At 51.9% G+C, this 23,182-nt stretch carries 17 protein-coding genes and 1 tRNA gene; 9 read left to right on the top strand and 9 right to left on the bottom strand.

What is annotated here, in order from left to right; translation table 11 throughout:
- Positions 1–15: 15 nt before the first annotated feature.
- Together tssI and AB1L42_RS14205 are read right to left on the bottom strand one after the other, a co-directional pair.
- Positions 16–1,998: a type VI secretion system tip protein TssI/VgrG gene (tssI, locus tag AB1L42_RS14210; protein WP_367056738.1), complete on the bottom strand. Its 1,983-nt coding sequence runs from the start codon at positions 1,996–1,998 to the stop codon at positions 16–18.
- A 411-nt stretch (positions 1,999–2,409) separates the two neighbouring features.
- Positions 2,410–2,895, bottom strand: a complete 486-nt coding sequence (locus tag AB1L42_RS14205; RefSeq protein ID WP_367056735.1) for a type VI secretion system tube protein Hcp — start codon at positions 2,893–2,895, stop codon at positions 2,410–2,412.
- Positions 2,896–3,403: 508 nt separating this feature from the next.
- Here AB1L42_RS14205 and AB1L42_RS14200 point away from each other — a divergent pair.
- Positions 3,404–3,697: a PAAR domain-containing protein gene (locus AB1L42_RS14200; protein WP_367056732.1), complete on the top strand. Its 294-nt coding sequence runs from the start codon at positions 3,404–3,406 to the stop codon at positions 3,695–3,697.
- 280 nt (positions 3,698–3,977) lie between these two features.
- Here the strand turns inward: AB1L42_RS14200 and AB1L42_RS14195 are convergent, their stop codons facing one another.
- Positions 3,978–4,811 carry a hypothetical protein gene (locus AB1L42_RS14195; RefSeq protein WP_367056729.1) on the bottom strand — a complete coding sequence of 278 codons (834 nt, stop codon included), beginning with the start codon at positions 4,809–4,811 and terminating at the stop codon, positions 3,978–3,980.
- 633 nt (positions 4,812–5,444) lie between these two features.
- Here AB1L42_RS14195 and AB1L42_RS14190 point away from each other — a divergent pair.
- The 3 genes from AB1L42_RS14190 to AB1L42_RS14180 all read left to right on the top strand — a co-directional run bounded on the left by AB1L42_RS14190 (position 5,445) and on the right by AB1L42_RS14180 (position 7,354).
- A tRNA-Ser gene (locus AB1L42_RS14190) sits at positions 5,445–5,531 on the top strand.
- A gap of 1,201 nt (positions 5,532–6,732) precedes the next feature.
- The gene (locus AB1L42_RS14185; RefSeq protein WP_367056726.1) at positions 6,733–6,960 is read left to right on the top strand and encodes a hypothetical protein; all 228 of its coding nucleotides are present in this window, start codon (positions 6,733–6,735) and stop codon (positions 6,958–6,960) included.
- A 106-nt stretch (positions 6,961–7,066) separates the two neighbouring features.
- Positions 7,067–7,354, top strand: coding sequence for a hypothetical protein (locus AB1L42_RS14180; RefSeq protein ID WP_367056723.1), 288 nt, complete (start codon positions 7,067–7,069; stop codon positions 7,352–7,354).
- 408 nt (positions 7,355–7,762) lie between these two features.
- On the opposite strand, the gene AB1L42_RS14175 is transcribed toward AB1L42_RS14180, so the two are convergent.
- The 3 genes from AB1L42_RS14175 to AB1L42_RS14165 all read right to left on the bottom strand — a co-directional run bounded on the left by AB1L42_RS14175 (position 7,763) and on the right by AB1L42_RS14165 (position 11,248).
- The gene (locus tag AB1L42_RS14175; RefSeq protein WP_367056720.1) at positions 7,763–8,149 is read right to left on the bottom strand and encodes a hypothetical protein; all 387 of its coding nucleotides are present in this window, start codon (positions 8,147–8,149) and stop codon (positions 7,763–7,765) included.
- 601 nt (positions 8,150–8,750) lie between these two features.
- Entirely contained in the window at positions 8,751–10,205 is a 1,455-nt protein-coding gene (locus AB1L42_RS14170; RefSeq protein ID WP_367056717.1) for a sulfatase, read from the bottom strand.
- A 215-nt stretch (positions 10,206–10,420) separates the two neighbouring features.
- Positions 10,421–11,248 carry a hypothetical protein gene (locus AB1L42_RS14165; protein ID WP_367056714.1) on the bottom strand — a complete coding sequence of 276 codons (828 nt, stop codon included), beginning with the start codon at positions 11,246–11,248 and terminating at the stop codon, positions 10,421–10,423.
- Between the two features lie 173 nt (positions 11,249–11,421).
- Here AB1L42_RS14165 and zwf point away from each other — a divergent pair, with 173 nt between their 5' ends.
- The 3 genes from zwf (at position 11,422) to AB1L42_RS14150 (ending at position 15,888) form a co-directional block, all read left to right on the top strand.
- Positions 11,422–12,960 (top strand): glucose-6-phosphate dehydrogenase, encoded by a 1,539-nt coding sequence (gene zwf, locus AB1L42_RS14160; protein ID WP_367056711.1) that lies wholly within the window; start codon positions 11,422–11,424, stop codon positions 12,958–12,960.
- A gap of 232 nt (positions 12,961–13,192) precedes the next feature.
- Positions 13,193–14,698, top strand: a complete 1,506-nt coding sequence (locus AB1L42_RS14155) for an aminotransferase class I/II-fold pyridoxal phosphate-dependent enzyme (RefSeq protein WP_367056708.1) — start codon at positions 13,193–13,195, stop codon at positions 14,696–14,698.
- Positions 14,699–14,700: 2 nt separating this feature from the next.
- Positions 14,701–15,888: a CinA family nicotinamide mononucleotide deamidase-related protein gene (locus AB1L42_RS14150; RefSeq protein ID WP_367056705.1), complete on the top strand. Its 1,188-nt coding sequence runs from the start codon at positions 14,701–14,703 to the stop codon at positions 15,886–15,888.
- 45 nt (positions 15,889–15,933) lie between these two features.
- On the opposite strand, the gene AB1L42_RS14145 is transcribed toward AB1L42_RS14150, so the two are convergent.
- Positions 15,934–16,617 carry an aminodeoxychorismate/anthranilate synthase component II gene (locus AB1L42_RS14145; RefSeq protein ID WP_367056702.1) on the bottom strand — a complete coding sequence of 228 codons (684 nt, stop codon included), beginning with the start codon at positions 16,615–16,617 and terminating at the stop codon, positions 15,934–15,936.
- A 108-nt stretch (positions 16,618–16,725) separates the two neighbouring features.
- Positions 16,726–18,528: a translation elongation factor 4 gene (lepA, locus tag AB1L42_RS14140; RefSeq protein WP_367056699.1), complete on the bottom strand. Its 1,803-nt coding sequence runs from the start codon at positions 18,526–18,528 to the stop codon at positions 16,726–16,728.
- 279 nt (positions 18,529–18,807) lie between these two features.
- Here lepA and AB1L42_RS14135 point away from each other — a divergent pair, with 279 nt between their 5' ends.
- Both AB1L42_RS14135 and AB1L42_RS14130 read left to right on the top strand, forming a co-directional pair.
- A complete protein-coding gene (locus AB1L42_RS14135) occupies positions 18,808–19,920 on the top strand; it encodes a glucose 1-dehydrogenase (RefSeq protein ID WP_367056696.1) in 1,113 nt (370 codons plus the stop codon).
- A 103-nt stretch (positions 19,921–20,023) separates the two neighbouring features.
- Positions 20,024–20,968 (top strand): thiamine-phosphate kinase, encoded by a 945-nt coding sequence (locus AB1L42_RS14130; RefSeq protein WP_367056693.1) that lies wholly within the window; start codon positions 20,024–20,026, stop codon positions 20,966–20,968.
- Between the two features lie 219 nt (positions 20,969–21,187).
- Here AB1L42_RS14130 and amt read toward each other — a convergent pair whose 3' ends face one another.
- Complete coding sequence (gene amt, locus AB1L42_RS14125) at positions 21,188–22,615, bottom strand: ammonium transporter (protein WP_367056690.1); 1,428 nt, start codon at positions 22,613–22,615, stop codon at positions 21,188–21,190.
- Between the last annotated feature and the right edge of the window lie 567 nt (positions 22,616–23,182).

The raw sequence follows: 23,182 nt of genomic DNA, 5'->3' as shown, positions 1-23,182 counted from the left end.
CCGATTCAGACGGCGCTAGTTAATCATGGTCATTCCGCCTTTGACGACCAGGATTCCGTCAGCTTTCACATTTGTCATTGGGGCACTCGCCTCGACCATGGCATCGCCTTTGATTTTGACCATCACTCCTTTGAGTGTAATGCCTGTTTGGTCAATCTTGATGCTGTTCGAGCCGACTTTCAGCTCGATCGATTGCATGGCTTCGGTTTCAATCTTCCCGAGTGAGACCTTAGTTTTCTGATTTCCCTGAGAAATCGTGAGTGAGTCGTCACCGGTGTTGAGCGTTACCGTACGGTCTTTGCCAATCTTGATCGTTTGACTTCCACCGTTGGAGTTGCCAACCCCGACTGTCAGCTCTTGATTGTTGTAGATTTTTACTTCCTGGTTTCCTTCTTCGGACTTTTCGTAGCCGACTTCTCGAGTTTCGTTGTTCTCGATCACGCAATTGAAGTCGCGTTCCGCGTGAAGGTAAACCTCTTCCTCGTTGATCTTATCCTCGAAACGAAGTTCATTGAAATTGTCGTCCCCGCCGCCGACGGTACTGTGAGTCTTAATTCCGGACTGAGTCTTGTTGTCATCCAAGGCGTACGGAGGCATGTTGTCCTTGTTGTAGAGCATGCCCATCACGACCGGACTGTCGATGTCGCCATTCAGAAAGTTTACGACGACTTCCTGTCCAATACGTGGAATCGCGATCATTCCCCAGTTCGTGCCCGCCCACGGAGTCACCGTTCGAACCCAGCACGAACTCGATTCGTCTTTTCCACCTTCAAGGTCCCAGTGGAACTGGATTCGGACTCTACCGTATTCGTCGGTATGAATTTCGTCACCGCTAGGGCCGACGACGACTGCTGACTGAATCCCATGAATCATCGGTTTGGTGCGAGCGTAGCGGGGCCGCGGATTTTTGTCGCTGGGAATCGCACGAAACGTGTTTGAGTAGACACCTGAGATCGCGCCAGCTCCGGCGAGGTATCCGCCGCTGTGAGCACGGTGTTGAACATTCAGCAACAGCCAATTCGTACCGGCCTCAGCTTTGGCGAAGTGTTCGGTGACTGTGAACTTCCCTCCTGCATAGAACGTTCTGCGATCGCTGGAACTGAAGAGTGTCTCGTGGTCAGCTTCTTCAGCTTCGATTCGATTTTGAACGCGAGTCTTGAGCAAAGCGGAGTTCGGTTTGACAGCTGCTGAGGATGAAGAATGATCGTAAACAGTTGAGCCGGCTGAGCTCATCGTTTCGACAACGGTCTGTTCCTCGGTCAGAAAGTTTTCCGTGGCTTGTGGATCTTCGAAGTCATAATCCGTCAGCTTGAATTCAGAGGTCGTTACCTCGCGGATATGCTGCCAACTGGCGAGATGATCGAGGGAATCTGTGGTTGAAAGCAGAAAGTTCAGTCTTACTTCGCTCTCTGGGCAGTCGCTGCAGTCAGCAGCACTGTCGACCAGGTGGAGCGTGTGTTTTCCCTCTTCATGTGTGAAGAAGTAGAAGATTCCTTCCTCAGCCAACAGACGGCTGACGAACTCGAAATCGGTCTCGCGGTACTGAAGGCAGTAGTCGCGATTGGGTGGAGTACCTCTCAAGTTCCATTCATAGTCAGTAAAGCCGCTTTCGTCGAAGACACCCGAAACGATCTCCTTGACCGATTTTCCACCGGCCGATTCATGAACTTTGCAGTTCATCGACTTCGTCAATTGCCAGAACCAGGGGACGATTTCCATGTGATAGTAATGGACACGGTCGTCTCCGCCGCTGTATCGGAACGACTTGACGATTCCGTTAAAGAACCGCCAATCATCGTCAGCCGTCCGAACTTTGATGTCGATCGGTTTCAAGAGGACGGCAGCTGGATCGAGGTCATCCTTCCTGGAGAGGACTTCGATATCGAAATGGAACAGCCCGTTCACCATTTCTTCGCCACTAAAAGACTCAGCGACGGCATCGCTTCCGAATGGGCTCGTCATCTGCAGCGGTCGATCATCTTGTTTCAACTCGATCATTTCACACCTTTTTCGTACGGCACGACCCAGCGGGACTTCTTATTTTTAACGTCCACCGGCAATCGCTTTCAAACTTGATGACTTCAGTTCTGCCTGACCGATCTTGGACCGGCTTAATGTGACCACAAAAAAAGCTGTGGCTTCAACCGCAAATCCAGAGACGAGCGGTCGAAGGACACAGCAATCCGGTGCATGAGAACTCTTCCGAAATTCTTTGCGTCTCGACGAGTGTATCGAGAAACGACTTGGTAATCAGGTTTCAAGAACACTCTTCGAACGTCTTCCCCTCCGGTTTTCAGCGATTCGCGAGAGTGAATGCTCATTTCATCGAATGCAGCAGGCTCACGCGAGAGCTGAAGGACCGGATGAGGATGTCGCCGAACTGGCCCCGTGAGGACCATGTTCGTGACCCTACGACGCTCCTTTTCCAGGGTTGTACTTCGCAGGAACGTTGCCGCTCTTGTCGCCAGTCTTAGGATCGACAGTGATGTAGGTCCATTCGACTTCGGTGTAACCGAGTGTGATTTCTTCGCTCGGAATCGGGTCGCCTGCTGAGTTTCCGTGGAAGCTGTAGCTGGTGACGACGACGTCTTTGAGTTTGTAAGTCAGATAAGGCTGTTGCTTGTTTTTGACGGTCGTACAGAAGTGGATTTCCACTTCGTCGAAGAACGTTCCGTTGGCACAAGCTTCCTGAAGTTTGGTGGACGACTTGTCGAGTTCGCGAACGACAACAACGTCTCCGAGAGTCGTTTCCCCTTTTGTTCGCTGTGAGTCTTTGGCACCTTCAGGGATCGAGCGATAGATCGGAGAACTCATCGACTGAATGATGATCCAGTCCTTGTGATCGTTGTCTGTTGCTTCGCCCTTGATGTCGCCGAGTTTCATGAAAGCTGCCATGTGAACGTCTCCTGAGTGAAAGTGAAAAGGTGAGTGATTCAGGTGCAACCGGTCGCGTTTGCGTCCAGTTTTTTGTTGCCCGCTTGATGCTGACACCCCTATTCTCGAAGATTCCTCGAATGGGTTGCGTGGTTTCTGGGTGAAAATCGAAATTTCTGTTTCACCGCTGATTTCAGGCAGCTCGACGAGCGATGGATCGGCATTCTGAAAGAAGTTGTCGATTTCTGGCCGGATCTTAGAAGAAAGTACGAAACGTTGCTTCGACTGCCACGATACTGGTATGTGTCTTGGCGGGAAATTCGTGCGCCGAGAGTCTGAGGATTCCACGAGAATCGCGTCCTGGAGAGTCTTTTCAGGTGCGGCTGCTCGCAGAATCCCACGAAATGGACCGGATTGACCATTGAGACACTGCAAAGAGCCTTTTTAAGTCTTTAAAGACAATCCTGTTGATCAATCCGAGTCAGCGATCGACAATGAAGCCGCAGTTAAAACATCGAGGAGAAGCGCAATGGGACAGCCCGCAGCACGTGTGACAGATATGCATGTTTGCCCGATGGTCACGGGAGTCGTCCCCCATGTTGGCGGGCCAATTCTCCCGCCAGGGGGACTGCCCTGTTTGATCGGCGGAATTCCAGCTGCGAGAATGGGCGACATGGCCACCTGCGTCGGACCTCCAGACGTGATCATCAAGGGTTCAGTCACCTGTCTGATCGGCAAAAAGCCGGCCGCGAGAATGGGCGACATGACAGCTCACGGTGGCTCAATCGTCTTCGGCCTTCCGACCGTATTGATTGGCGGCTGATCGCTACGACGCCGGGCTCAATTCAAAAACTCTCGTCGCGAACCTCTACCCACAGGCAATGTGTTCGCGAGATCGATCTCACGACTATCTCAGACGCAGCTCGATTCTGCGTCCCGATTTTCGATCGAATTCTGAGAGCTCTTTCGATCGCATCACGCGTCTCGTCAAAAGCTTGCATCAATTCCAACGAGGTGATGCAACTCTCATTAACCGAAACACGATCAAGCGAGTTCAGGGCAACCACTAGAGTGTGAAGGCGAAGACTCTCAGCGACGCATCCTCAGTCGCGAGAATGACTTCCGCCCGGTTTACGGCCTTCGAATGCTTCACGAAAGACACGCTCAATCGCACGCGGACCCTGCCCAAACGAATGAACGACCAGCAGGCCGCCGCCGGATGGGTCCGGGCTGAATGCGAGAATCATGTCGTTGCTGTGAGATCCGTACCAAGCAAGGTCTTCGCCGTGTTGGACCATCTCTGCCCCCAGCCCCTGATTGAGAAGTTTCTGCACTTCGTGCGTGCGTCGCCCGTAAGCGGACTTGGCCCCGTTCACTTTTCGAATGAACAGGGAAACGTCGCGAGGATCTTCCGGATCGATGACGTCGTACAGGTCGTAGTCTCCGTGAATCAGAAAACGCCTACCGCCTTCGAGCAGAACCACGCATCCATATCGCGGGTCGTGTGTCGAGTCGATCACTCCGTATGAATCAGGAAGTCCATCTCTTCGGATTCCGGGATAGAGCTTCTGCATGAAATCGATCGGAGCACCAAAGTCACGGTCTTTTCGGAACGACTGCTCCATCGTCGACGAAACCCAATGCGGAGCCCACGAATTCCAGGTGCTCACCGCTCGATCATAGCGAGGAATCGAAAAGGAATCAGGCACCATCATGGGGCAAACGACGAGACCGGCATGCGGACCTTTCTCAGCCGTCTTCGCCTTGCAGAGCAGGGGTTTCGGAACGACGTCCGGGTAATCTGGACCGATGAATTGCAACGACTCTGGGTTCGTCGCCCGGACTAGAATCCAGACTTTCAGCGAACGAGCAACCTGGAAGAAGATCTTCTGGTGCGATGCATTCATCCCGCAACCAGCTGCTGAGTTTCGCCCCATCTTTGTTCTCCATTCGCCAAATATCACGAGAAAATGGATGATCAACGTCCGTCACCGCGTCAATTGGGGCGACTCTCTTCGAAATCCTCCATTTTTCAAGATTCCGATTTCTCTAAGCGTGTGAACTCACACATACGCGCAGCCCAAATCCGGATTGCGACATAGAGATTATCATTGAATATCATCGAACGGTTGCGAACATTTCGTGCAGTTTCTTTCGATCGAAGCCAATTTGAAAACTGTAACCAGCCGAAGTCTCCCTACAGATTTCGAAGCTGCAGTTCTTCAGGGTTCCCAAAGAGTAAGCGAGTGTGCCATGCTCGCAGAACTCGAGAAGCAACACGATCCAAATTCCGTTGGCCATCGAACGCAACACATTTGGAATCGTTTTGGTCGACGCAAACATTCTCCTCAAGGGGAAAATCCGGCCCAAATCTTCCAGTCTGAGGGAGATTCGACGTGAATGGCCGAACCTGATTGACAACATCCCTCGCGAGAACTAAGTTTTTCACTTCCGCCAGCTGGGAGCGAGATTCTTGAGTCTCACTCTCGAAAAGCGACGACCGCCGAACAGGTGGATCGCCGACATCGCGGCGGAAAAAGATGGACAGGCCCGCTTGGTCTGTTTTCTTCGGAGAGATGGCAGAGTGGCCGATTGTGCAGCACTGGAAATGCTGTGTCCTGGAAACAGGACCGGGGGTTCGAATCCCCCTCTCTCCGCTCTCTTCTTCCAATTCGCTGGAAGGTGACACGACTTCTACTGACCCTTCAGGTTTGGGTACCTGGAGGAAGTAAAACTAACTGGGCTGTTGGTACGAAGAACCCCCGGTTTAGGGGCGATTGGGGTGTCGAGTTCTTCTACGACGACTCTGGACTTTCCAGTATTCACTCTCTCTCGCGAATCTTGATCTACTGGGTGTCGCTGCATTGAGTGACCGGCATATCCGTCGCCTCGATGGATTCAATAACTACAAATGACCGCTTTGAGGGGGGCTTTCATGTGAACATTCTGAGCAGAGCGGCAGTCTCTTTGTATCTCTGATATCGTTCGGATGTGTTTTCGGCCTCTACGACTTCGAAGCTGCTTGATCGAGAAATGTGATGAATCCCGATGCTGACTCTTCTGATACGAGAGTTTTTGAAATCATGCGAGAGTACGTCGCAATTCAGCAGAAACTGGTTCTGGAAGCGCATTCACACATTGACCCCTCAGCGAGTGAATTCACGTTTAGAGACACGTTGCCCGTTTCTGTCCGAGTCGATGGAGAAGATTGGTCCACGATGTATCACGGCGGGGGGGTAATGTTCACGTTGGGTTCCTGTACCATCCTGATGGAATCGACGTATGGCGCTTGGTCCAATATTGAGAGTCCAGGTTCAAAACGAATGAAGACTTTGATGACTGGAAGCAGACTCTGGAACGTCTGGCCAATTCAGGAGTCATTGAGCCCTTTCACCAAAGTGGACAATTCGGTACGGGGGTTCAGCTATACCGGCTGGCTTTTTCGAGTTAGGGACGCACTTTCTCGTCACGCATTGGATGCTCCCCATGAACTGAATTTACAGAAGGCGAGATGAAGAGGCAGCTGACGGCCGATTGACTTGGCAGGAACACCTAGACGTGAAGCGACGGGGCTAGTAAATGGAAGAATCAGACGTTCAAGCCGTCTGGTTTGTTTTCGGGATGCTCATGTTTTTCGCTGCGATGAATTGACCTCGAAGTCTAGGTCTCTCGTTTTTATCATCGGTCTCGCTTCAGTTGTGGCATTGCATTGTGGATAGCCAAGCGAGAACACATTCCAGGAAGGGCAATTTCCGGAGACGCTAAGAACACGGACAAATAGTCGATGACGAACTGAACGACAAATCGAACGAATGAAGTGAGCACGAATCAGCCAAATAGTTTGAAATAGGGAATGAAATGAAAATACCTCGTTCGATTCGTGTGTCGTTGATGACTCTTCCATCGAGCTATCTGCTGGTATTACTGTTCTTCGACTTGAAGAATCGACTATTCTCGACTTTAGGCGACGAAGCTCCTATTTACCCTTATGTCCTGAAGTGCGTCCTGTCGCTGATCACGGTTGTGATTGTTGGGTTTCTCATCTCAAGGAATGACAATAAGCAGTCACAACTTGAGCATGATTGATTTAAGACCTCGTTGTCCAATTTAGTTGGAGGTCATACGATTAAGGAAGTCATTCTTAGTGTGATCTGGAAGCTTAACTGGATGGTGTGCTTCGGGAGAATGAGTCATGAACAACCTCGATCGACAGTTTGCTAACGATGGTCATCCTGCGAAAGAGTCTCGACTGAATGTTGGAATTCTTCTATGCAGTTGTGTAGTGATCGTTCTGCTGGGCGGGATTCCGTTTCTCTTTCTACTTTATGGAGCGATCGGTACTGGGCTCCTCGGAGTTTCCATTTTGGCGACGCTGATAAGCATACAATTTCTATTGTTCTATCCGCTTTGGAACAGCTTGAATCGTGAGGCTGATCGCAGTTCAAATAGAGATGCGGGACGTAACTCGCGAGGCGATTGACCGAACGCTTCAGAAGAGTTGAATCGTTGAAAGTAGCTTTCGAGTTACTTTCGGAAGAACGATCGAGTGGCCAAGTTGATCATTGCAGATAGAGATACTGCGTCAAGCAGATTGGGATGTCGAGGGATCAGTAAGGGCGGCGTTCACAGAGTTTCCCACAATCAGCAACGCTTTAATCACCAAGTGCTCATAAGCGTGGTGAGTGGCCATGAAGTCGTCGAGACGGCGTGTCGAGAATGGCACGCGTAGCGGTTTCGCGCAAAGAAGTCACCAGTACAGGCGAGTGCCGGGAGACCATTAAACTGGTCTCGAGCGCGTTGCTCTAACCGGTCCACTCGCTTGGACTGTTTGTCGTGGTTTTCGGTTCAACTGCTTGTACAGGAGTCGAAAACCAGGTCACCACGTTTTTTACTTGCCAACCTGCAGTTTATCGAGTTGCTTCAGTGCTTCGATTGCGGTCTGCGAGTCGCCAGCCGCTTCGACGAGATCCTTAGCAGCTTCGAGAACGCTGAAGTTGCCAGTCTGTGTCTTAGCGGTCTGCGTCTTAGCAGCTGCTGGTCGTCGAGTTGGAGTGCTGGAGGCAGCAGGTGCGGTGGATTTTCCGGAGACTCCGATGGCCTTACGTGCGTTCGAGAACGCAACGTTTGCGGAGTTCTCGTTGATCTTCTCGCCGGGGAATCGCTTCTTGAGAAGTGCGATTGCGTCTTTGCCTTTGATTTCGGGGTTTTCGCTGACGACCTTTCGCATTTCGGCCGACATGACAAACGCTCCCTGGGATGCTTTCTTCTTAGCCATTGTGACTCTTCCTGCTCAATTCAGTTAAGCTTGTTCTTGGGATGTCTTTCGACACCAACTGGAAAATTTCATAAAGAAAAAAGGGCTCCTGGCGATGCGCCAAAAGCCCTTGTTTTCACTCGACATAAAATTGTTCAACGTTCACGGGTAGCACTTCGAGAGTGTTACTGTACTAATGTCAACGTTCCGTTGAGGTGTGTTGACGTATAAGTTGTCTGTGAACGAAGTCTTGTCTGCGCCCGCATCGACTCGTTGTGTATGGAAGTTAGTGATCTGTCAATCAATATTCAACTTATAAATGGGCTAATGGCAATAAAATTGCTACTCAACTGCTTTCAAAGGCTCGTAGACGACTCTTGAATTGGTATTTCGGGTTGAATCGCGCCTGCTCACGAAGAACTTTCTAAACAAGCATAACGATTTTGGGCAGAGTCGAGGCTGTTTTCAGACGGTCTTCAGCTTCGCAATGTATGTTTGCCGTCGTTCAGTAAGTCGATAACCAACTCACGGGACAGCAAACTAATACTCGATCTCAATAAGCGACTCGTGATGTCTTTCAGGTCGCTGAACGGTTTGGACGTTCTCGTCGAGTTGGTTTGCACTACTTGGAGGGTGGCCCGTCGAAGCGTGCAGGATCGCGATAGCCGGAGCCTTTGACTTTCATAGCTGAGTCGCCGAGTTCAACCCTAGCTTGTTCGGCGTACTCCTTGAGTTTCTGAACAATCTCCGGATGTTGCTCTTTGACGTCGTTTTGTTCCTCGAGATCCGAGTCGAGGTTATAGAGCGCCAGATCAGTCTCTGCCTGATAGTACTCGCTGGGAGTTCCATCTTTTCCGGGGTGGTCTTTTAGGCTTCTGTAGCTGTGAGGGAAGTGAAGCTTCCATGGGCCGGAGCGGATGCAGTGAAGGTGATTCCCCCAGTAATAGCAGTAATATTCGTGAGGTGTTTGGGCATCTTCTACACCTGACATGAGTGGCCAGATGTTTTTCCCGTCGATGGGATGCTCAGGAAGTTTCGCCCCAATGAGGTCGGCAATCGTCGGGAAGAGATCGATCGTCGCAGCGAGTTCATGACATTCGGTGCCAGCTGGGATTTGGCCGGGCCATCGCATTACGCATGGCTCTCGAACGCCACCTTCCCAACTCGTTCCTTTTCCTTCTCGGAGTACGCCAGCAGAGCCTGCGTGATTTCCATAGCTGAGCCAGGGACCGTTGTCAGATGTGAAGATGACAAGCGTGTTGCGGTCGATGTTGTTTCTTTTCAGTGCTTTTAGGATTTCACCGACGGACCAGTCGATCTCAGAGATGACATCTCCATAAAGCCCCTGTTCACTTTTACCTTCGAATTTCTCGGAGACAAAGAGTGGAACGTGTGGCATAGAATGAGCAACGTACAGGAAGAATGGGTTGGATGGATTCCGGTCAATGAAGTCGACAGCCCGTTCTGTGTACCAGGTTGTTAAGAAGACCTGATCGTCTGGTGTGACCTTGGGATTGATAATCTCGTTGCCTTCATAGAGCGGAAGGTCTGGAAACGCTTTGCTCGTTGGATGGTACGGCCACATGTCGTTCGAATATGGCAGGCCGAAGTATTCATCGAAGCCGTTCTGTAGAGGAAGTGACTGCAAGTGATGGCCCAAGTGCCATTTGCCAAACATCGCAGTTCGATACCCTTGTTGCTTGCAGAGTTCAGGGATCAAAACCTCGTTCGGGTTGATTCCATGGCGAGCAGAATGGCTGGGGGCTCCCAACATCCCAATTCGATTCGCATAGCAACCGGTCAGTAAAGAAGCACGAGATGCTCCGCAGACTGCCTGGGAAACATAGAAGCTTGTGAATCGGCGACCTTCACGTGCCATCTGGTCGATGTTGGGGGTTTCAAATTCGGTCGCTCCGAAACAGCCAAGGTCCGCGTATCCTTGATCGTCGGTGAAGACAATCACGATGTTCGGGGTCGGGCGATCGTCGGCAGCTTGTTCAGTCTCCTGACCGTAAGATGTGCCAGCTGTGGTGAAGAGGAGTAATCCGCAAAGGATGAATTTGATTGATTTGTGCATGAACTTTTTTAACTCGGGTTCGGATTAAATCAATGTGCGTCCACCGACAGAGACTCATTCACCCGGAGAGACGCTTCATTCCGGAGTGAAGCAGTATTGAAACAGATTGCAGATCGCGAATTCAGGCTTCGCGTCATCAAATTTGAAATGCCCGTGCCGTATCCAAGGTCTTGCTGTCGGCGAGGCACAGCGTGAAGCGGCTGTTGTAAAATCCGTCAGAAGCCGGAGACTCCGCCTCGTCGGCCACCTGATTCTTTCGCAGCGGATTCACCGGTTCCAGGACGAACTTGCAGCGTCTGCAATGCCATTTCGAGACGTTGTCGAAAACGCGGAGTAAACGATGTAGGGCCGACGATAACGACAGCGACCTGAATATCACCTGATGTTAGCTCGTACAACTGGGCTTGTACCGGTTGATCAGATGCAAATCGGACTGCTGTGAAGTCTTTCTTTGAGACGTATTTGAGAGAATCGCTCTGCGGCTGCGGCACAGTGTAGCGATAGCGGAGATTGTCGACCGGGCTGTTGGCTTCCCCTTCAGGGAGTGACACGTTGAAGGCGAGTTCGAGGGCGGCTTCGACGTCATTCAAAAATTCGTTGGGAGCTTCGGCGAAGGCGCCTTCAATCTTTCGAAAGCGGGAGTGGTTGGAGAGAACGAAAATTCTTGCTTCGGTCATGCCTCCCCCTTCGCCGGGGAGGTCTGCCTTCCAGGCATCAACAATTCCAGGAAGTGCCACGCCCAGTCTCGGTGGCTGACGGTCATCCGGTCCGTATGTCGAATTTCCGTCCTGATCTGTGATCATCGGGGGAGGACTCATCGGAGCTTCGAAAGGCAGCGGCAACCGCATTTTGATGCCCAGATCTGCCCGTTCCCAGATTGGAGATGTCAGGTTGGCGTCCACTCGCTGCAGGTAGGAATTGAAATCCGAAGACGCAGCCAGTCGCTCTTCATACGTACCTAATCCGCACCCAGTGATGCCGATGACCAAGATCAGACTGAAACCCCATTTGAACATGCGGATCAACCGAACACCCTCTCTCATCGAATCTCTCAAAGCAGGTTGAAGATGAAGAAACATATTGGCAGACGTGAATTGAAAGGCTCTCTCAGGATCTCGATTTTCCTTGAGAAGTCGACTGACAAATGAATGCGAATAAAGGAAGATATCGTCTTTCGGACAGGAATTTCTACCTACCAGTGAGAATTGAAGACACAATGTCAGACACACCAGTCCCACAGCTTCAGATTGACGACTCCACATTGATGATCTTCGGAGCATCTGGAGATCTGACAGGTCGGAAACTGGTTCCGGCGCTGTTCAAGCTTTTCCGGGAAGGTTACCTCGCCCAGAAGTGTCTGATTGTGGGCGTCGCTCGCAGAGAAAAGACACACGACCAGTTTCGAGAAGAGATGCGTTCCGAGGTAGGTGAACAGGTCGCTGAGAATGTGCTCAATGAGTACTGGGACGCGTTTGCTTCGATGTTGTTCTACGTCGAAACGGATCTCACCACTCAAGCAGACTACGTCAAGCTGAAGTCGACGATTGAGGAGTTGGAGCAACAGCGAGAACTCCCGGGCAATCGAGTGGTCTACCTTGCGACATCGCCGAATTTGTTCCTGCCGTCGGTCGAAAATCTGTCCGAGGCTGGGTTAGTCCCACCTGATGCATCGAAGATGCGAGTGGTGATCGAGAAGCCATTTGGTCGTGATCTGGAGTCGGCCAAACAACTCAGTGCTGATCTCAACAAGTTGTTAAAAGAAGATCAGATCTATCGAATCGATCACTACCTCGGAAAAGAGACCGTTCAGAACATCCTGCTGTTTCGATTCGGCAATGCGATTTTTGAGCCACTCTTCAATCGCAATCATATCGAGCATGTTCAGATCACCGTGGCGGAGACTCAGGGAATCGAAGGAGGGCGCGGTGGTTACTATGACCAATCCGGTGCACTCCGAGATGTGCTTCAGAACCACGCGCTCCAACTCTTGTGTCTGGTCGCCATGGAACCTCCGTCGCTTTTCGAGGCAGAACACATTCGCGATGAGAAGCTGAAAGTCCTGCAGATTCTTCAACCAGGACGTTCCGGATCAGTCGACTCTTGGGCAGTCGCTGGCCAGTATGCTGCCAGTTCGATCAAGGGAGAGAAGGTCAAAGCCTATCTCGATGAAGACCGCATCGATCCGGACTCGCGAACAGAATCGTTTGTTGCGGTGGAGGCAGCGATTGACAACTGGCGTTGGGCAGGGGTTCCATTCTATCTCCGAACTGGAAAGCGAATGCCATCACGAGTGACTGAAATTGCAATTCAGTTCAAGCTTCCTCCGCTGCAATTGTTTGACACTGTTGAATGTGAAGGTTCGCTGTGTGAGCCTGCGAAAGCTCATCCGAACACGCTGGTGTTCCGTATCCAGCCGCATGAAGCAATTTCGCTGACGTTCTCAACCAAGCGGCCGGGAATGCAGTATCAGGTGCAGCCAGTCGAGATGGACTTCGACTTCGAAGAGCAACTCGCAGTTTCGCTGCCGGAAGCTTATGAGCGTCTCTTGCTCGATGTCATGCGTGCCGATTCAACACTCTTCACCAGAAGCGATGAACTGGAAGCAGCCTGGAAGTTTGTGGATCCCATTCTCGATCGATGGGCTCAACCGGATCACCGTCCTGAACTTTACCCAGCTGGGACGTGGGGGCCTAAGGGAGCCAATCAGTTGTTGTCTCGCAACGGTCACTACTGGAGAGCGCCGCTAGAAGATTGAGTTCGTTCTGAAACAATTTCGGTGGTACCTGCAAATGTCTTTGCAGTTCTTGGATGGACGTTCAGCGGACTGGCCGACGTCCAAGAAAATCGTCTCCGAAATTGAATGCGTGCCCATTGTTGAGCAATTCAGCGATTACTGATTGCATCGCTGAGAGAGCTGGAAGCAGGTAAGAAACCGCGTCGAAGAGATTGACATGACTTCATCGAAGTCTACTGAACAGAGTGAGACAATGAATCCAGACGCGTTCGATGATGCGCGAAGTCGTATCGCGGCTGCGTATTCGCCCGACTCAGTCAGGTCGCTGGGAACTGATCTCATCGAACGATTAAGTTCGCACCTGGCGGAGCTGCAGCGGAGAGAGCATTCTGTACTCAACTGGGCTCCACCCGCAGACAACTTGCCAGTGGCCCGTGAGACGTTGAATTCTCAGACGGAGCTTTCACAAGAGTCACTCTCTGAACGCTTTCAAGAGCTCATCGATCTCGCAATCGGCCGAGGTCATAACCTCCACCATCCTCGCTATATCGGCCATCAGGTCCCAGCCTCGATTCCAATTGCCGGGCTGTTTGATGCGCTCGGAGCAATCACGAATCAGGTGATGGCGATTTACGAGATGGGACCGTGGATCACATCGATTGAGCGGGCGCTCGTTGAACGTTGGGGAGCAGAAATTGGTCTCACTCCCGGGACATTCGACGGGCTCGTTACTCACGGTGGATCGCTGGCAAACTTGACTGCATTGCTGACAGCGAGGAATACGGTTTTTCCGGAATCGTGGCAGCGAGGAGTTTTTGACGGCAAGCAACTGCCGGTTCTCGTTGCACATGCTGATTCGCACTATTGTGTCACACGGTCGGCAGGCATTCTGGGAATCGGGACAGAGAACTGTCTGAAAGCGAAGCTCGATCAGCAACGACGGATTGACCCGCAAGCTCTTGATGAGCAACTCGCCCAGCTTCGGAGAGACAACCGTCCCATCCTTGCGGTTTCTGCGGCGGCGTGTGCAACTCCGATTGGTGCCTTCGATCAATTAAACGACATCGCCGATGTCTGTCGTCGACACGACGTCTGGATGCATGTCGATGCAGCTCACGGGGGGGCAGTCTCGATGAGCAAGCGACATCGACATTTGATTGCCGGAATCGAACGATCGGACAGCTTCATTTGTGATGCACACAAAATGATGTTCGTTCCAGCGCTGTGTGCTTTCGTCTTTTACCGCGAGAAGGCTCATCGATATGCCGCGTTCCAGCAGGACGCGCCTTATCTCTTCGATCCGTCGACTCCGGGAATGGCAGAGATCGACAGCGGTGTGAGTACCGTCGAATGTACAAAGCGAGCCGCCGTTTACGGACTTTGGGGAGTATGGTCGCTCTTCGGCACGCAAATCTTTTCGGATCTCGTTGACGTTACTTTTGAGATGACGCAGATCTTCAACCGGAAGCTGGAAGCTGCGGAGGATTTTGTCCCGCTGCATCAGCCTCAAGCCAATATTCAGGTTTTTCAGTATCTCCCGTCTGCGTCCTACGGTTTGAATGACGCGGAGGTCGGTGAACTGAATCGACGCATCCGATGGAAACTGATTGAGTCCGGAAAGTTCTATATTGTTCAAACACATCTGGATGGACGGGCAGCGCTTCGCACGACATTGATGAACCCGCTGACAACTGAAGACGACTTGAACGAACTCATGGATGAAGTTCGAACATCGGCAGCCGCACTACTGAAAGAATAAAAATGAATGCTGAGATCATTGCGATCGGATCTGAACTGACCTCTGGTGCAAAGTTGGACACGAACAGCCAGTGGCTCAGTCTTCGGCTCGCAGAAATTGGGATTTCGTGTCTGTATCACACGACTATCGCTGATGATTTAAACGCGAATGTGGAAGCGTTGAAGATCGCTGTCAGCCGGGCGGACCTGATTTGTATTACCGGCGGTCTGGGACCGACGCTCGACGACTTAACACGGCACGCCATGGCGGGGCTGATGGATGTTGATCTGGTCGAACACGCGGAGTCGATGCAGCACCTCGAGTCGTTCTTCCAATCTCGTGGACGCGAAATGCCGGAACGAAATCGTATTCAGGCGATGTTTCCGATGGGGAGCGAGCCCATCGTGAATCCTGTCGGCACTGCTCCTGGAATTTGGGCTGAGGTTCCGCGAGATGACCAACCGAACTGTTTCATCGCTGCATTTCCGGGAGTTCCATCCGAGATGAAGAAGATGTTTCTCGAACAGGTTCGGCCACGCTTGCCGGGTGGAGAAACCGTCATTCGTCGGGCACGCATTAACTGCTTTGGACTGGGAGAGTCAGCCGTTGAGGAGATTCTCGGCACTTTGACCGAACGAGGAAGCGATCCGGAAGTGGGGATCACAGCTCACGAAGCGACGATCACTCTTCGCATTAACGCTCACGGCACGACTGAAAATGAATGTCTGAAGAAGATCGAGTCGGTCGAGAGTGTTATTCGCGATCGGCTTGGCGACTTCGTGTTCGGCGTCGAGGACGAAGAGTTAGAAGATGCCGTGATTCGACTTCTCCTCAAATCTGATCTGACTTTCGCAACGGTCGAACACGCCACTGCCGGCTTGCTCGCTCAGCGAATTGCTCATGTTGTCGATGCGGCCGAATGTTATCGCGGCGGGGCTGTTGCAGTCATTTCGGAAGACTCACTCAAACAGGAAGCGGAGTCGATTCGCTCGAGAACGAATGCTGACTTCGTGATCGCGATTGGATCAGAAGCGGTCACCACAGACGGAACCGGCAGAATGAGTTCTAAAATTCCGTTGCTGTTGCTTGGCCCGGATCTCGAACGATCTGAGATCATGGAATGGTCCGGCAATCCAGCGATTACAAAGAGCAAGGCTGCCAAGACAGCCATCGATGCCCTGCGCCGCCATCTCATGCAATCCGTTCGGTGAAGTCATCGTCCCGAGAGAACATCCTTATGGAGTGCTGCTCCCGTTTTACATCGGGCGTCCGAGTTCTCCGGCGATTTCACGACTGAAGAAGTCTGAGTTGATTCCAAGTTCGGAGTCGTGATCTCTCATCGCATCCGGCAGAGACGATTCGATTTTGGCCAGATTCAGGAAGTTCACGAGAAGCCGGTGTCCGCACGAGGTGAGCACCGATTCGGGGTGAAACTGAACACCGTAGACTGGGTGTTCGCGATGCTTGAACGACATGATCAGGCCATCTTCCGTGGTCGATGTGACAGTCAATTCGCTCGGAAGAGAAGCGGAGTCGACGATTAGAGAGTGATACCGCGCAACTCTTAATGGATCGGGACAGCCTTCGAAGAGTTCGGTTTGGTCATGGTGAATCCATGATGCCTGGCCATGAATCGGCTTCGGAGCACGGACGACTTTCCCATGAAAAGCGCTCGCAATGACCTGATGCCCGAGGCATACGCCGAGAATCGGAATCTTTGCTGAGTACCGCTCGACAAGCTCAACCGATTGGCCTGCCTCGCTCGGCGAACATGGTCCCGGAGATATGACGATGGCTGCCGGAGGGTTGGAATCAAGCTCATTCCAATCGAGTCGATCGTTGCGAACAACGACTGTATCGCAGCCCAACTCCTGAAAATATCTCGACAGGTTGAAAACGAAGCTGTCGTAATTGTCGACAAGTAGGATCTGGCGAGACATTATTCAAATTTCTTGCAGCCACGTGAGCATCACGCCAAGCCTGAACACGTCGATCGACTTCTAACGGGAATTCGAGTCGACGATCGAGACTTAGCGATTCTCTGTCCGTTATCCGTCCTTGCCAGCTTCGAGAACAGACAGGAATGCCTTCTGAGGAATTTCGACCTGTCCGAACTGTTTCATTCGCTTCTTACCCTCTTTCTGCTTTTCAAGAAGCTTGCGTTTTCGGGTAATATCGCCCCCGTAACATTTGGCCGTCACGTTCTTTCGAAGTGCGGAAATCGTCTCGCGGGCGATAACTCGTGCGCCGATTGCAGCTTGCAGTGCGACTTCGAATTGGTGTTTCGGGATCTCTTCTTTCAGCTTCTTCACCGTTGCACGACCTCGTCGCTCAGCTGTGCTGCGGTGAACAACTTGTGCGAGTGCTTCGACCAGCATGCCTTTAACAAGAATGTCCAGCTTGACGAGGTCACTGTCGCGGAAACCAATGACTTCATAGTCCATCGTTCCGTAGCCGCGCGTGATCGACTTCAGCTTGTCGTGCATATCGTAGATGATTTCCGCGAGCGGCAATTCATAGCTGAGCTGAGCCCGGTCTGTTCCGAGGTATTCAGTGTTTTTGTATTCCCCTCGACGATCAGCACAAAGCTGCATCACGCTTCCGATGTTGGATGCTGGAAGAATGAACGTGACTCGCGCGATTGGTTCTCGAAACTCTTCGATCTGCCCGGAATCGGGGACATCGGCGGGATTGTCAAGTTTCACAACCTCGCCGGACTTCAGTTTGAGCTCGTACGTGACGTTCGGTGCAGTTTGAATCAGACCGACATCAGCTTCGCGTTCGAGTCGCTGTTGAATGATCTCCATATGCAGCATTCCAAGAAACCCGCAACGAAACCCGAATCCGAGAGCGTCACTGGTTTCCGGCAGGAACGAAAAACTCGCGTCATTCAATGACATGCGTTCGAGTTCGTCTCGAAGCTTTTCGAAGTCCTTCGAGTCAATTGGATACATTCCGCAGTACACCATCTGCTTTGGTGACTTGTACCCGGGAAGAGCTTCGGTCGCTGGCTCGCCCTGCAGTGTGACCGTATCCCCGACGGAGATATTGCCGACAACTTTTTCGCCGGTAATGATGTAGCCAGCTTGACCGGGGCCGAGAGACTGGCAGGCTGTCATGTTGGGGCGGAACTGTCCGATTTCATTCGCATCCTGAACGGACTTCTTCTTCATGAAACGAATCTTATCTCCTTTACGGAGCGTTCCTTCCACGATACGAACATAAGTCACCACGCCGCGGAATGGGTCGTACTTACTATCGAAGACAAGTGCTTTGAGCGGGGCATCCGGATTCCCTTTCGGAGCGGGAATTTTCTTAATGATGGCTTCGATACAGTCTTCGATGCCGATTCCCTGCTTCGCGCTGACTTTGATGGCATCGGACGAATCGAGACCGATGATGTTCTCGACTTCTTCCAGCACCTCTTCGACACGTGTGACCGGCAAGTCGATTTTGTTAACGACCGGAATAATTTCGAGATCAGCTTCAATCGCAGCGTATGCATTCGCAACTGTCTGGGCCTGGACTCCCTGAAATGCATCAACGACGAGGAGCGCACCTTCACACGCAGCCAGACTTCGAGAAACTTCGTAGTGAAAGTCGACATGTCCGGGCGTATCAATAAAATTGAGCTGATACGTGTCGCCTTTGTAGGTGTAGTCGATTGCAACTGCCCGTGCTTTGACTGTAATTCCGCGTTCCCGTTCGACATCGAGGTCGTCCAGCAACTGTTCATGGAATTCGCGTGCGGTAATGGCTCCACTTTTGAGAAGAAGCTGATCGGCCAGCGTGCTCTTTCCGTGGTCGATGTGCGCGATGATCGAAAAGTTGCGGATAAATTCAGGTTTCATAGTGTGGCAGGTCCGGTTCGTCAGCCCCGGAAGATTTCCCAATGGAATGGAATCGGACGGATCTTTTCCCGGATGCAGTCGTATTGACCCTCTGCTGGGAGGGTGGAAAGGCAAATTATAGGAACAACCCCCACTTCTGAACAATGAGACGTTTCGGTTTATTCAGAGTGAATCTTCGCCGAACAATTGACACGAACTGCCATGCACTGCGATGCTGTTGCGTTTCAATCATTTTCAATACGACGGAACACACTACAGATATTTCCGGATTATTCATCTATGAAAGCTCTTGCTGTCACACCAGGTCGGGAGAACAGCGCTCATGTGACCGAAATCCCAGAACCACGTCTTGATCTCATTCCCGGGGGACGTGGGGTGCTGATGAAAACTCTGCAGGTCGGGGTCGATGCCACCGACGCTGAAATCAACGAAGGCTTATATGGCCAAGCTCCGCAAGGAGACAGCCATCTGGTCATTGGCCACGAGTTTTTCGGGATTGTCGAAGCAGTCGGAGAGAACGTCACAAACGTTCAGCCCGGCGATTTTTGTTCGTGTACCGTTCGACGTCCCGGCCCGAGCTTGTTCGACAAAATCGGTCGGAACGACATCACAAGCCACGACGAATATTACGAGCGCGGAATCAACCTGCGTCACGGGTTCATGACTGAAAAAGTCGTCGACGATTGTGAGTTCGTCGTCAAGGTTCCTGTGGGATTGCGAAAGCTGGGAGTTTTGGCTGAGCCGGTGAGTGTGTGTGCGAAAGCCATCGAACAGGCTTACTTGGCACAGACTCGCTTACAGGTCTGGAAACCTCGTCTCGCATTTGTCACAGGGGCAGGGCAGATCGGCTTGTTGACAGCGATGATGCTTCGCCTGCGAGGTTTGGAAGTTTACGTGATCGCGAGAACTCCCAATCCGGGGCTTAAGGAAGAAATCGCCAACGGATACGGCGCGGAATACGTGAGTACGCAGAAGGAAACGATGGAGCAGCTCGTATCACGCGTCGGATCTCCTGATCTCGTCGTTGAAGCAACAGGCAGTAGCCGCGTTGCTTTCGATGCGATGCGATTTCTGGCTCGCAATGGTGCACTGGTCTGGACGAGTGTGACCGGTGGGAAGAACCTCCTGCACGATTATCCTTCGGACGCGGTCAACCTTGAGTGGGTTCTCGGAAACAAGCTTCTCGTGGGAAGCGTGAATGGAAACCGTGACCACTTTAATCAGGGAATCGCCGATCTCGCTCTTGCGGAGGTGATGTTCCCCGGAGTGACAGAGCGAATTCTGACGACGCCGATCGACGGCTTCGACGACCCTGCAGCGATCATGGACAAACTCTCCAACGATCGATCCGCGTTGAAAGTGTACGTCAATGTCGCCAGCGCGAAAGAGTAGAGCGTCAAGCTGCGATTGAGTCCCTTGATCCCTGAACTGGAGGACTCAGCGCGTCGTCCGGTGAGTGTCGCGTTCTTTGACCTCAGTGATCTGCAGGCGGAAAATGAGCGACAAACCCAAGTCATCAAATCGGCCAGAATTTGATCTGATTGACTGGATCGCCAAACAGTCGTCATCGACCCATGGTTTGAAGCTTGGGATCGGAGATGATGCAGCGATTCTCAGTCCGGAGTCAGGCTGGGAGTGGGTCACCGCTGTCGACTGCCTTGTCGAGGGAACACACTTTCTTCGGGAAACTTCACTCGATCTCGTCGGACGTAAATCACTCGCAGTGAATCTGAGCGATATGGCTGCCATGGGAGCTGTTCCCGTTTCGGCATTGCTCGGTCTCGTGATTCCCAAAAGCTTGAGACGCGCGGATGTTGAGCGTTTGTGCTCCGGGATCTTTGAACTTGCAGAGACCTGGAATGTCAGTATCGCTGGGGGAGACACGAATTCCTGTGACGGGCCTTTGATGATCAGCGTGACTGTGTTTGGCCGAGTTGAGTCCGGAGGGGCCGTCTTGCGGTCGGGCGCGAAAGTCGGCGACGCGTTGTTCGTGACCGGTCGATTGGGCGGATCTTTGGAGTCCGGGCGGCACTTGTCGTTCACTCCTCGCATCGCAGAAGCGAGAGAACTTCTCGCAATTTACCAACCGACTTCGATGCTTGATGTGAGCGATGGATTAGCTGGCGATCTTCTGCACATCTCCCGACGTAGCGGAGTTGGATTTGTCATGGAGGCGGACCGCGTTCCCATTCACGAAGACGTTGATGACAGCCTCTCGTTCGAGAAACGGCTCGCACATGCTTTGACTGACGGGGAAGACTTCGAACTTCTCTTCACCGTCGACTCCGAAGCTGCTGAGCGGTTAGAGGAAGCGGGAGAGTTGCTGGGGACCCCGGTCACTCGTCTCGGAAGGTGTGTTGCGGGAACTCAGATCCAAATCCAGCTTGGAAACGAATTGTCAGCGTTGTCTCCCGGAGGCTGGGTTCACCATCTCGGTTGAACAACTCGTACTGTTCTCTCGATTCGCATGATCAGAGAACGCCAAGATGATGTTTCAGCTGAAATGATTTCGCTGAGTGTGTTTCGTTCTTAGCGTTTCCCTATCTGGCAGCAAATACTGCGAGCCAGAAATAAAAATAACCGCCTCTGGACAATCCATGTCCAGAGGCGGCATAAACGGGTTCAGCGTGATGCCTCTTGCTGCTGAGACTGCGTTCAATTAAGTCGTCGTGTAAGCGTGCATTCCGTGCTCGTTGATGTCGAGACCTTGCACTTCTTCTTCTTCAGTGACTCGGAGACTTCCAGTCGCTTTGAGTGCATAGAAGACAATGGCCATTGTCACGAATGCCCAGACACAGATGATGGCTGTCGACTTGAGCTGGACCATGAAGAAGCCAACTTGAGTCATGTCCGGGAAGTCGTCAGAAGGAATGTCGCCGAAGATTCCGGTCGCCAGACCACCCCAGACACCGCAGACGCCGTGAACAGGGAAGGCACCAACGGGATCGTCGATTTTAAACTTCTCCAGAGCAACGATCGCCAGGACTACGAGAAGACCAGCGACAGCACCGATGATGACAGATTCGATCTGGCTGACACGGTCACAGTTTGCGGTGATTCCCACCAAGCCAGCTAGTGCACCGTTCAACGCCATCGTCAGATCAGGCTTTCCGAACATCGCCCAGGCAAGGATCATGGAAGTCAGAGATCCTGCAGCAGCGGCCAGTGTTGTGGTCAGTGCGATGTAGGTGGTGGCTTGTGCGTTCAATGCTCCTGAGTAAGTGAGCTGTGAACCAGGATTAAATCCGTACCAGCCGACCCACAGGATGAAGACGCCAAGAGCAGCGAATGCAAGGTTGTGTCCTGGAATTGGTTTCGAAGAACCATCCGAACCGAAACGTCCCAGACGTGGTCCAAGAGCAATTGCTCCAGCGAGTCCTGCAAATCCGCCGACTGCGTGCACAACAACCGAACCAGCGAAGTCCTGGAAGCCCATTTCAGCAAGAGCACCTCCACCCCACTTCCACATTCCGCTGATTGGGTAAATGAATCCTGTCAGGATCGCACTGTAGACGAGGTAAGCAGTGAACTTCATTCGACCAGCAACAGCACCTGAAACAATTGTCGCTGCGGTTGCAGCAAATGCGACCTGGAACAGGAAGTCGGCAGATGCACTGAAGCCATAGTCGTAGTCTGGTGTTTCCTGAAGTGCCACGAACGGTGTGAATTTGGTCAACCATTCACCGGCGTAGTCATCTCCGGGATACATCAGGTTGAATCCGAACAGCCAGAACAACATCACGCCGATACACAGGTCCATCAGGTTCTTAAACAGGATGTTGACGGTGTTCTTTTGAGAGTTTAACCCAACTTCGACCATCGCGAACCCGGCCTGCATGAAGAGGACGAGCACCGCACAGAGCATCATGATCAATGTGTTGATCGTGTAGTCGAGGTCAGCCTTGAGACCATCGACTGTCATTGGAACTTCTTCTTCTGCCTCTTCAACTTCCGCTTCTTCTACTTCGACTTCCGCAGCAACTGTCTCTTCCTCGGAGTCTTGAGCCCAACTCGTGGACGGCACTGACACAACAAACATCGCGAGCAAGAGTAGTAGCGGACTGAGCGCAATCCAACGCTTCATCATGATCCCCAATCTGTACATTCATCAAACGGTGGACAGTGTTTGAGCGCGATGACCTGCCCGTAGTTGATTTGGATAAAAAGTGTTCAGCGGCTGCACTGCTCGCTGACGGAATTTGTAACGCTCAACATTCTCTATTTGGTCATTAGGCAATCACTGTGCCGATTGTGTGCACATCCGTTATTGAGTTTGGCAACTGCATGAAAATCCATGAAAAAAGAGAGAATTCGACCAATTCAGGGCTCATCTCATGTCTTGGAATGCCAGCAATTGAAGCACGTTCTGCCTGCAAATCGCGCTTAATGACTAAGCATCAGGCCGGCTGACGAGAGGGTTGTCGCTCGTTCATGCACCCGTTTCAAAGCGACAAAATGCTGCAAACTCAATGACTTCTTAACGGTTGCACAAATACCCAGATCTCCGTGCTCGCGAAGTCATCACCAGCACAGAGCTTCGCCAGATTCTTACGCTGTGAAGAAATCAGCTGATCTTGATTCGTCGATGGACAGGTACGGACAGCCCAAAATAGCCATCGATGAGGAGGCGTAGAGTCCTCAGATGGGATGCATG

Source organism: Thalassoglobus sp. JC818 (assembly GCF_040717535.1).
Taxonomy (GTDB): Bacteria; Planctomycetota; Planctomycetia; order Planctomycetales; family Planctomycetaceae; genus Thalassoglobus.
This window is presented reverse-complemented; position numbering and strand designations above follow the sequence as displayed.